The sequence below is a fragment of the Streptococcus suis genome (assembly GCF_016743335.1).
GTDB classification, from domain to species: Bacteria; Bacillota; Bacilli; order Lactobacillales; family Streptococcaceae; genus Streptococcus; species Streptococcus suis_Y.
This window is the reverse complement of sequence record NZ_WCJE01000059.1, coordinates 1-10,583: the sequence shown is the minus strand read 5'-3', so window position 1 is coordinate 10,583 and position 10,583 is coordinate 1. Positions and strand designations below refer to the sequence as shown.

At 40.6% G+C, this 10,583-nt stretch carries 9 protein-coding genes and 1 other RNA gene; 6 read left to right on the top strand and 4 right to left on the bottom strand.

What is annotated here, in order from left to right; translation table 11 throughout:
* Nucleotides 1-238: 238 nt before the first annotated feature.
* Genes rsmG through recU form a run of 3 tightly spaced genes read right to left on the bottom strand, consistent with a single transcriptional unit; the run spans nt 239 to nt 3,782 of the window.
* Nucleotides 239-952: a 16S rRNA (guanine(527)-N(7))-methyltransferase RsmG gene (gene rsmG / locus F9856_RS11240; protein ID WP_024377206.1), complete on the bottom strand. Its 714-nt coding sequence runs from the start codon at nt 950-952 to the stop codon at nt 239-241.
* A 57-nt stretch (nt 953-1,009) separates the two neighbouring features.
* Nucleotides 1,010-3,184, bottom strand: a complete 2,175-nt coding sequence (pbp1a, locus tag F9856_RS11235; RefSeq protein ID WP_236659618.1) for a penicillin-binding protein PBP1A — start codon at nt 3,182-3,184, stop codon at nt 1,010-1,012.
* Nucleotides 3,165-3,782: a Holliday junction resolvase RecU gene (gene recU, locus F9856_RS11230; protein ID WP_004194173.1), complete on the bottom strand. Its 618-nt coding sequence runs from the start codon at nt 3,780-3,782 to the stop codon at nt 3,165-3,167. Before recU ends, pbp1a begins: the two co-directional genes overlap by 20 nt.
* 65 nt (nt 3,783-3,847) lie before the next feature.
* Here recU and F9856_RS11225 point away from each other — a divergent pair, with 65 nt between their 5' ends.
* From F9856_RS11225 to F9856_RS11205, 5 genes are all read left to right on the top strand, one after another.
* Entirely contained in the window at nt 3,848-4,387 is a 540-nt protein-coding gene (locus F9856_RS11225; RefSeq protein WP_202106654.1) for a DUF1273 domain-containing protein, read from the top strand.
* Nucleotides 4,388-4,457: 70 nt separating this feature from the next.
* The gene (gene gpsB / locus F9856_RS11220; RefSeq protein WP_029943773.1) at nt 4,458-4,793 is read left to right on the top strand and encodes a cell division regulator GpsB; all 336 of its coding nucleotides are present in this window, start codon (nt 4,458-4,460) and stop codon (nt 4,791-4,793) included.
* Nucleotides 4,794-4,931: 138 nt separating this feature from the next.
* An RNA gene (gene rnpB / locus F9856_RS11215) (RNase P RNA component class B) lies at nt 4,932-5,297 on the top strand.
* 53 nt (nt 5,298-5,350) lie between these two features.
* A complete protein-coding gene (locus tag F9856_RS11210) occupies nt 5,351-6,508 on the top strand; it encodes a THUMP domain-containing class I SAM-dependent RNA methyltransferase (RefSeq protein WP_043033580.1) in 1,158 nt (385 codons plus the stop codon).
* Nucleotides 6,509-6,517: 9 nt separating this feature from the next.
* Complete coding sequence (locus F9856_RS11205) at nt 6,518-7,960, top strand: cell division site-positioning protein MapZ family protein (protein WP_202106653.1); 1,443 nt, start codon at nt 6,518-6,520, stop codon at nt 7,958-7,960.
* Nucleotides 7,961-8,340: 380 nt separating this feature from the next.
* Here F9856_RS11205 and F9856_RS11200 read toward each other — a convergent pair whose 3' ends face one another.
* On the bottom strand, nt 8,341-8,823 hold the full coding sequence (locus F9856_RS11200) for an S-ribosylhomocysteine lyase (RefSeq protein ID WP_004194159.1): 483 nt from the start codon (nt 8,821-8,823) through the stop codon (nt 8,341-8,343).
* Between the two features lie 129 nt (nt 8,824-8,952).
* Here F9856_RS11200 and F9856_RS11195 point away from each other — a divergent pair, with 129 nt between their 5' ends.
* Nucleotides 8,953-10,566 (top strand): ribonuclease Y, encoded by a 1,614-nt coding sequence (locus F9856_RS11195; protein WP_004195205.1) that lies wholly within the window; start codon nt 8,953-8,955, stop codon nt 10,564-10,566.
* Nucleotides 10,567-10,583 lie beyond the last annotated feature (17 nt).

Below are 10,583 nucleotides of genomic sequence, written 5' to 3'. Positions count from 1 at the left end.
AGTTGTTGAGCTGAAACAGTCTATCCCCAGACTGTTTCACTCCCACCCCCGCATAGCTCCAAAGGTTCGGGGAACCTTTGGAGGTTGGAGATGAAGCGAACTTTGTTCGCAACAGTCGTAATGGTCAGATTTTGAGTGTAAAACACGAACAAATCTGCCAATCAACCACTGCGCTGAGATGTTGACACGAACCCTGAGAAGCGAGGTTGAGCTTTTTGCCCAGCCTCTTTTCTTATGTTTAAAGGGGTCTTTTATTTGGCATACCAGCTTTGCGTGGAAACTTATTTGGAGTTTCCTTTTTCTTTTCGACGATGGTCAGTGTTCGAGGGTCGCCATTTGGAAGAGTATAGTCGTGGTTTTCAATGACTTTTGCGAAGAGGAGATTGAGTGCGTTTTTTGCCTGGGTCAATTCATCTTCTGCGCTGGACGCCTTGAGTGCGATTAATTTTCCGTTGAGCTTCAAATAAGGAATAGTCAATTCAGAAAGAATCTGCATGCGGGCAACTGCGCGTGCTGTGACAAGGTCAAATTGTGCACGGAAGTTCTTATCTTGTGCAAAGTCTTCTGCACGACCATGATAGAAATGAACACCTTCGAGCTCTAGTTCTTCGGCAAGCAAATGTAAAAAGTTAATTCGTTTATTAAGAGAATCAATGATGGTAACATCTAGTTGCGGAAAGATAATCTTCATAGGTAGGCTAGGAAATCCAGCTCCAGCTCCAATATCTAAAAGCCGAAGAGGTTCGTTCTGAATATGGCCTTGTAGGATTGGAGCGATAGAATCGTAGAAATGCTTCAGATAGACTTCGCTTTCCTCGGTAATAGCTGTCAGATTGATTTTTTCATTCCATTCCACTAATAGTTGGAAATAGCGATGAAATTGGTGTTTTTGTTGGTCGCTTAATTGAATACCTTGGTCTGCCAAGGTTTTATAAAATACTTCAGGTTTCATAATCTTATCTTATCATAATTTAAGCAAAAGAAATCCCAGAAGAGTCTGGGAATTTTCTTATTGACCATCTGTCTGTCCCGTCGCAGGATTGTTTCCTGTTGTTGCAGTTTCAGTTGAAGAAGTTGCAGTCTCGGTGGAAGTTCCAGATGATGTTTCGCTTGATGTTGTCGTCGCTTCGGTCGTTTCACTAGTTTCAGTCGAACTAGAAGAACTTGTACTAGAGCTAGTGTACGTGTTATAAGCATTGGATAGTGAGCGACTACCTCTGAGATAGTAGTTGGAACCGTAAGGTACGAGTCCGCTTGGCATCTCCCAATCGGTAGCTGTATAGTCCGAATGCATAAAGAGCATCATATTGTGGTAGACATCTGTTGCAATTCGCATGCTGTTATCAAGGATAGGAGTCATACGATTGGTATATCCGGTCCAAACAGCCATTGCATACTGACTAGAATATCCAACAAAGTTTTCATCAGGAACGACCATGTAGCTATAATTTGCTTCTGGAATTGAAGCTAGAATAGTATCCGTTTCGCTATCGGTATAGTTTGATGTACCTGTTTTACCTGCCATAGGAACTCCACTAACAGAAGCGTTTAATCCATAACCGGAAGACATAACAGCCTTCATCATATCGGTCATCATGTAGGCTGTTTCGGCAGACATGACTTTGGTTCCTTTAGGAGCATATTCTGTTACTGTTCCATCACTAAAGACAATTTTATTGACATACTGTGGAGCGTAGTAAGTACCACCATTGGCAAAAGCAGCGTAGGCAGCAGCCATTTTTTCACTACTTGCTCCATACTTACTGCTAGTATCGGATGTATTACTTGAAATAGCATTAGAGTAATGAATATCAGGGTAATCGATACCAACGCTATTCAAAAATTTCAAGGCATTTTCTAAGCCTGTAGCTTCCAATGCTTTAACGGCTGTAACATTTCGAGAATACTGAATAGCAGTCTTAACAGAGATATTACCATAGTATTGTTTATCCCAGTTATTGACAGGAGTTGTTGTACCAGGATAGTTATAAGGACCGTCTAAGATTAAATCTGCTGTAGATGTATAAATGCCGTTTTCAAAAGCAGGAGCATAGTCTGTGATTGGCTTCATTGTAGAACCGAAGTCGCGGTTGGTTTCAACGGCTTGGTTGGTACCAAACGAGACGTTTGTCTTCTGTTTACGACCACCTAATTGCGCAACGACTTTACCATTAGAAACATCCACAACCGTTGAAGCTACCTGTAATAAATCATCTGGATAGCTGACATACATATCTGTATTGTAGATATTCCAAAGTTGCTGCTGGGCGGCAGGATCGACGTTCGTATAGACATCCATCCCTGTTGTCAGCAAGTTGTAACCTGTTTTTGCTTCAACTTCTTCAACGACTTGTTTCAGATAGTTGTCCATATAAGCAGGATAAACAGCTGCATTAGATAGTGGTTGCAAACCATCTGTTACAGGTGTTAGAACAGCTTGTTCATACTGGGTATTATCAATGTACTTTTCTTCCAGCATCTCAGCCAATACCAAATCGCGACGTGCTTTTGCATCTTCTGGATTGGTATAAGGATCATATTGGTTTGGCGCTTGGGGCATTCCTGCTAGAAGAGCTAATTGAGGAAGAGTCAAATCTTTTAACTCTTTTCCATAAAAAGCAAGAGCAGCAGTCTTCATACCGTAATTACCATTTGACATATACACCTTGTTGATGTAGTAGGTCAAAATCTCTTGTTTGGTATTGCGGCGTTCCAATTGAGTAGCCAGCCAAGCCTCTTGAATTTTCCGTTTTAGATTTTGATCTTCTACGGATGTCGAGAAATAAGTCAGCTTGATAAGCTGTTGGTCAAGTGTCGAGCCACCCTGCAAACGTCCCCCACTCAGGTTATTAATCAGGGAACCTGCAATACGAATAACGTCAACCCCTCTATGATTGAAGAAGCGTTGGTCTTCGATTGCGACAATCGCATTTACCAAGTCTGTTGGAATTTCTTCAGTCTTGGCACTCGAACGTTTTTCTGCTCCTAAATCTGCAATAAGATTTCCGTTCTTATCGTAAATTTTACTTGACACAGTTGCTGTCAAAGACTCTTCTGTCAATTCTGGAGCGCTTTGGATGTAGTAAACAACCAATGCAGCTCCGGCTAGGCAGGCAATGATAGCCCCCGCAAGTAAAATATTTGCAGTGATTAGAAGAGCTTTTTTAATTGTTGTAGTTTTCAAAAGATTCACCACCTAATAGATTTTTTTCAACGATTTCCAGATATGGGATGCTGGGGAAACGCCCCATTTGAATCTCAAAGCCGTATTGTCGAATAAAGGTCAGAGGCATCGACTTACTCCCCATGTCTACTTGATAAAATTCGATCAAATGAGTGGCTGGCAAGAGATAGGTTTCTTTTAATGTTGAAAAGTGAAGAAGGACAAAACAAATGCCACCTTGTTTTACAACCTGTTTCATGTGTTCAATCTGATGCGCATGAAAATTTTTCATAGGCATGGATGCTTTTTGGCGTGTCTCTTTCGCTTCAAAATCAATATAATGTCTTTTAAAAACACCAGAGTAGTCTGTGGTAGATGCCTGTCGAAAGTATGCTTCGACAATCTTAGCACGGCTCCGTTTGGGGTAATCAACTTTTACAATTTGCACGGGAGTTGGCTTCTTGTGAATGACAGCAATGTCGTGCGCAAGGTAATATTGATTGCTATCGTTGATAGCAGCCTCAAAAGACATTCCGCGATTAGCAAAGTTTACTCGCTGGGATGAAATAGGACTGGTTCTATTGATTTTTTTTGACACCTTATGAGGATAATTGACCATAGAACTCCTTCTTGATAAAATAATATCAGCATATTATACCATAATTAGCGAAAAGAGTACAAGAAATGGATACTAAGAGCCTTTTGGTAACAGGTTATAGACATACAGACCTGGGAATTTTTTCAGAAAAAGATCCTCGACTGCACATTATTAAATCTGCAATTCGTAGGAATTTTATTCGTTTTTTAGAAGAGGGTGTTAGTTGGTTTATACTGACAGGTCAATTGGGTTTTGAATACTGGGCCTTAGAAGTCTTAGAAGATTTACGAGCCGAGGGGTATCAACTGAGTATTGCAACAATATTTCCATTTGAAAATCATGGCGAACAGTGGAATGAGGCTAACCAAGCAAAGTTAGCAAGGTTTAAGCAGGTTGATTTTGTAAAGTATGCCTATCCACGCTATGAAAACCCAGGGCAATTTAGAGACTATAGCCAGTTTCTGCTGGATAATACGACAGGTTGTTATTTGTTTTACGATTCTGAAAATGAAACCAATTTGAAATATTTATATCACATGGTCTTAAAGAAAGAAGGATATAATAGAAAAACGCTTACCTTTGAAGAATTGAATGAGGAGGCTGAAAATTTTTCAAATTCTGAGTGATTTGACTTGATTTTTCCCTATTTTTTTTAATATAATAGGAGTAGTGACGTTTTAGATTAGGGAGAGAGAGATGGCAAGTATTAAATTTACGACAAAAGATATTTTCGAGCAAGATTTTAAAATTGGTTTTCGTGGCTATGATCAAGATGAAGTGAACGATTTTCTTGATGATATTATGAAAGACTATGATGCTTATGAAGCGATTATCAAGGAATTAAAAGGCGAAATTGCTAGATTGAAAGTGCAGGCAGCAAATTCTCCCAAAACAACTCTTCCTACTGAAGAATCGAACGACGTATTGCGTACAGAACGTCCATCTTCAGCGACAAACTTTGATATTCTCCGCCGTCTGAATCGTCTGGAGAAAGAAGTATTTGGAAAACAAATCGTTCAGGGTCAAGAATAGAAAATTGTACACCTAAACTGACACTTTATTCGCAGTAATTTTCTTGTGCACAAATACATTCTGTATTTGTGTCAGAGATATTCCTTGATTTAAAGTGGCTTGCTTTGTAGATACAACTTCTAAGATAATTAAGGTGCAATTTTTGGATAATCGCGTGGTAGTTTTCTACCATGAGGAAAGTCCATGCTAGCACTGGCTGAGATGCCAGTAGTGTTTGTGCTAGGCGAATCAATAAGCCTAGGGACGCCCTTGGGCGTTACGGCGGTTAAAATGGCTAAGTCTTTTGATATGCCAGAGTAGATCTGAAAGTGCCACAGTGACGAAGTTTTTATGGAAACGTAAAAAATGGAACGCGGTAAACCCCTCAAGCTAGCAACCCAAACTTTGGTCGGGGCATGGGATGGATGGAAATGAACAGAAATCCTGACTGTTTAGAACAGTAGACAGATGGTTATCGAAGGTGGTAGAACCTAGTACTACCGGAACAAAACATGGCTTACAGAAAATTGCATAAAATAGGTAGCTAGCTCTGCTAGCTTTTATTGTAGAGGAAAAAAATGAAAAAACAATTTGAGTTGATTGCGACGGCAGCAGCAGGTCTGGAAGCGGTTGTGGGTCGAGAAATTCGTAATCTCGGCTATGAATGTCAAGTGGAAAATGGCCGTGTTCGATTCCAAGGAGATGTAAAATCCATTATCGAAACCAATATCTGGTTGCGTTCAGCAGATAGAATTAAAATCATTGTTGGACAATTTCCAGCAAAGACTTTTGAAGAGTTGTTCCAAGGAGTTTTTAACTTGGACTGGGAAAATTACTTGCCTCTAGGCTGCAAGTTCCCTATTTCCAAGGCCAAATGTGTCAAATCGAAATTGCATAATGAACCAAGTGTGCAGGCTATTTCTAAGAAAGCAGTTGTTAAGAAACTGCAGAAACACTTCTCTCGTCCCGAAGGGGTTCCCTTACAAGAGATGGGGGCAGAGTTTAAAATTGAAGTGTCGATTTTGAAAGATGTGGCGACAGTCATGATTGATACGACAGGTTCTAGTTTGTTCAAACGTGGTTATCGGGTGGAAAAAGGTGGCGCACCAATCAAAGAAAATATGGCAGCTGCTATTTTGCAATTATCGAATTGGTATCCAGATAAACCGCTTATTGACCCTACTTGCGGCTCGGGAACTTTCTGTATTGAGGCAGCTATGTTGGCCAAAAATATAGCTCCAGGTTTGAAGAGAAGTTTTGCATTTGAGGAATGGCCGTGGGTTGAGGATCAATTGGTGGCTGCATTACGCAAAGAAGCGCAAGCTTCTATCAAAACAGATTTGGTATTAGATATTGCTGGATCAGATATTGATGCTCGTATGATTGAAATTGCGAAGAAGAATGCATTTGCGGCAGGAGTTGAGCAGGATATTGTTTTCAAGCAAATGCGTGTGCAAGACTTGCGTACAGATAAAATTAATGGTGTCATTATTTCTAATCCACCTTACGGAGAACGTTTGTTGGATGATGAAGCCATTGTTACCCTGTATCGAGAAATGGGGCAGACTTTTGAACCACTTAAAACATGGTCTAAGTTTATTCTAACTAGTGATGAATTGTTTGAAACCCGTTTTGGACAGCAAGCGGATAAGAAACGCAAACTGTATAATGGTACCCTAAAAGTGGATCTTTATCAATTTTTTGGTCAACGAGTGAAACGTCAAGTGCAAGGATAGGAGGACATCGTGGGAGAAAAAAATAGTCATCATCTTCCTTTGGATGAGGAGAAAGTTTTAGACTTTGAAGTGGCAAAAGATTTAACAATCGAAGAAGCAGTCAAAAAACATAAGGAGATTGAAGCGGGTGTGACAGAAGATGATGGTCTCTTGGATCGTTATATCAAGCAACACCGTGCAGAAATTGAATCTCAAAAATTTGAAACCAAAATCAATCCTCTTCCTTTAGTTGAGGTGGCTGATGAGGAAAAAAATCAAGGACATGAAAGCGCGGAAGAGGTAGAAGCAAATGAGTCTTCTCTTACGGAAGTTGGTGAGGAGATTGCTCCTATTGTAGAAGAACTTTCGGTAACTCCGATGGAAACCTTGGAAGAAACAGTGATTGCAAGTACCGTAGCAATGGAGGGGTTATCTCCAGTGGCAGATGATTCTAGTTTAGAATTGGAAGAAGATGAAGCCGAAGACTTGGACCATAGTGAGGGCGCAGATAGGGATCAGAAAAAGAAATTGTTCTTCTGGTCAGCAGTAGGGCTTTCAATGATTGGTGTAATGGCGACGGCGCTGGTTTGGATGAATTCGGTTAACAAATCGAATACTGCGACTTCTTCAAGTTCAACAAGTACAAGCCAGACGTCATCGACAGCATCAAGTTCGACAGATGCGAATGTGACTGCTTTTGAACAGCTCTATAATAGTTTCTTTACGGATAGTAGTTTGACCAAGCTAAAAAATTCAGAGTTTGGTAAATTAGCAGAACTGAAAGTGCTGTTGGAAAAATTGGATAAGAATTCGGACGGTTATACCAAAGCTAAAGAACAGTATGATCATCTTGAAAAAGCCATTGCAGCCATTCAGGCCATTAATGGTCAGTTTGATAAAGAAGTCGTTGTTAATGGTGAAATTGATACAACGGCGACGGTTAAATCAGGAGAATCTCTTTCTGCGACAACGACAGGGATTAGTGCAGTTGACAGTCTATTAGCATCAGTCGTGAATTTTGGTCGTTCACAACAGGAAGTCGCTTCGGCTACGGTAGCAAGTGAGGCTGCAGTCACAAGCAACCAAGGTGCTGATGAAACTGTATCTACTGGTGTACCAGCGACAACAGAAGTCGCTTCAACAACGGTTTCAGGCTCAACAACCGCCGTGCCAGCTGGTGTCGTCTTGCAACGTGACCGCAGTCGTGTTCCTTATAATCAAGCAATGATTGATGATGTAAACAATGAAGCATGGAATTTCAATCCAGGTATTCTTGAAAATATTGTGACTATCTCGCAACAGCGTGGGTATATAACAGGCAATCAATATATCTTGGAAAAAGTTAATATTATCAACGGCAATGGCTACTACAATATGTTTAAACCAGATGGGACCTACTTATTCTCTATAAATTGTAAGACAGGTTACTTTGTCGGTAATGGTGCTGGTCATTCTGATGCCTTGGATTATTAAACAAAAAAGCGGTTTAGCCGCTTCAGATTGAAGAAAAAGTTCATTTTGGACAATTTTCTTCAATCTTTTTTCTTTATGTTGAAAATAAAAAACTCTCAGAAACGCCGAAATATCAATGTTTCTAAGAGTTTAATGACTTGCTATCTTTCGCAAACTTCTTCAATTTTTTATACAGTCATTTGAATTAACTTTGATACATCGTCACTTTCGGGTTGCCGTACTCTGCAGAAGTGACTTGCTTTGCAAGTTATATCTACAACCTAGCACAGCCACTAGGCTGTGCTAGCAACCTGCACCTCAGTTCCTTGTCTGAAAGTTAATTCATTCGACTATATTTTTAGGAGTTTGTCTACGTTCTGAGCGGTTTATCCGCTTTTTTGTTAGATTGGTTTTCTTTCAAAGGCATCTGTAGAGATTCCCTGAGAAAGGATTAGTTTGGCCCATTCTTTAGCTGAATGAAGGCTGTGGTCTTTGTAGTTACCACATGATTCAATAGTTGTCCCAGGAACATCCTCCCAAGTGATGCCTTCTGCAATTTCTTCCAAACTCGACTTGATGACTTGAGCAATCTTTTCAGAGTCTTGTTTTCCCCACATAATCATGTGGAAACCTGTCCGACACCCGAAAGGAGAGCAGTCGATTAGCCCATCGATGCGCTGGCGAATTAGTTTAGCTAATAGATGCTCGATGGTATGTAGACCAGCTGTATCCATGGCATTTTCATTGGGTTGGATAAGTCGGATATCAAAATTTGTGATAATATCCCCTTTTGGTCCGACTTCTTCAGAAATTAAGCGGATGTAAGGTGCTTTTACAATAGTGTGGTCTAGCTCGAAGCTTTCGACAGTGACTTCTTTTTTCATGGTTTCCTCCAAATAAGTGATGAATTTATTATACCATATTTGACAATTTGGAATTGTGAAATCGGTTCAATTATGATAAAATAGATACAGATTTTGTGAAAATCGAATTATAAAAAAAGAGGTAGAAATATGGATATCATTACAGTAGTAGTGACACTTGTTTCTGCTCTCATTGGTTTAGTAATTGGCTACTTTGCCATTTCTTTGAAGATGAAATCTGCAAAAGAAACTGCAGAATTGACACTTTTAAACGCAGAACAAGAAGCTAGTAATGTTCGTGGTCGAGCAGAAGAGCAAGCTGAGGTTATTCTAAAAACAGCTGAGCGCGATCGCCAGACCTTGAAAAAAGAATTACTCTTGGAAGCTAAGGAAGAAGCTCGTAAGTACCGAGAAGAAATTGCAGAAGAATTTAAGTCAGAACGTCAAGAGTTGAAGCAAATCGAATCACGCTTGACAGAGCGGGCGACCAGCTTGGACCGCAAAGACGATAATTTGACCAACAAGGAAAAGACTTTGGAACAAAAGGAACAAAGTCTGACCGATAAAGCTAAGCACATTGATGAGCGTGAACAAGAAGTTGTAAAACTCGAAGAACAAAAAGCTTTGGAGTTAGAACGAGTGGCGGCCCTCAGTCAAGAAGAGGCGAAGGAAATCATCCTTACCGATACACGTGATAAACTGACGCATGAAATTGCGACTCGTATCAAGGAAGCAGAGCGTGAAGTAAAAGAACGTTCTGACAAGATGGCAAAGGACTTGTTAGCCCAAGCGATGCAACGTATATCAGGTGAATATGTGGCTGAGCAGACGATTACATCGGTTCATTTACCGGATGATGCGATGAAGGGACGGATTATTGGACGTGAGGGTCGAAATATTCGTACCTTTGAAAGTCTCACAGGTATCGATGTTATCATTGATGATACACCCGAAGTGGTTGTTCTATCAGGTTTTGATCCGATTCGCCGTGAGATTGCCCGTATGACCATGGAGACCTTGCTTCAAGATGGTCGTATTCATCCGGCTCGTATTGAGGAGTTGGTTGAGAAATACCGTGTAGAGATGGATAATCGTATTCGTGAGTATGGGGAAGCTGCTGCTTATGAAGTTGGGGCCCCAAACCTTCATCCAGACTTGATTAAAATCATGGGACGTTTGCATTTCCGTACCTCTTATGGACAAAATGTTCTTCGCCACTCAATCGAAGTTGCTAAATTAGCAGGTGTACTTGCTGCTGAATTGGGCGAGAATGTGAATTTGGCACGGCGAGCTGGTTTCCTACATGACGTTGGTAAAGCTATTGACCGTGAGGTGGATGGAAGCCACGTTGAAATCGGTACAGAATTGGCTAAGAAATATAAAGAGAATCCAATTGTTATCAATGCGATTGCTAGTCACCATGGCGATGTAGAAGCGACAAGTACTATTGCAGTTATTGTGGCTGCAGCAGATGCTCTGAGCGCTGCTCGTCCAGGTTCGCGTCGTGAATCTATGGAAGCCTACATCAAACGTCTGCAAGACTTGGAAGAAATCGCTAACAGTTTTGAAGGGATTAAGCAATCCTATGCTATTCAGGCAGGTCGTGAAATTCGGATTATCGTTCATCCTAACAAGGTTACTGATGATCAGATTACCATCTTGGCCCATGATGTTCGTGAGAAAATTGAAAATAATCTGGATTATCCAGGAAATATCAAAATCACAGTTATCCGTGAAACAAGAGCAACAGATGTTGCTAAATAATGCGGAGGGAGCCCAAT

Coding starts and splice junctions, on each gene's coding strand:
- F9856_RS11200 (WP_004194159.1), bottom strand. CDS start 8,823: ATGAAAAAAGAAGTCACTGTCGAAAGCTTCGAGCTAGACCACACTATT.
- F9856_RS11210 (WP_043033580.1), top strand. CDS start 5,351: ATGAAAAAACAATTTGAGTTGATTGCGACGGCAGCAGCAGGTCTGGAA.
- rsmG (WP_024377206.1), bottom strand. CDS start 952: ATGAAACCTGAAGTATTTTATAAAACCTTGGCAGACCAAGGTATTCAA.
- F9856_RS11225 (WP_202106654.1), top strand. CDS start 3,848: ATGGATACTAAGAGCCTTTTGGTAACAGGTTATAGACATACAGACCTG.
- recU (WP_004194173.1), bottom strand. CDS start 3,782: ATGGTCAATTATCCTCATAAGGTGTCAAAAAAAATCAATAGAACCAGT.
- gpsB (WP_029943773.1), top strand. CDS start 4,458: ATGGCAAGTATTAAATTTACGACAAAAGATATTTTCGAGCAAGATTTT.
- F9856_RS11195 (WP_004195205.1), top strand. CDS start 8,953: ATGGATATCATTACAGTAGTAGTGACACTTGTTTCTGCTCTCATTGGT.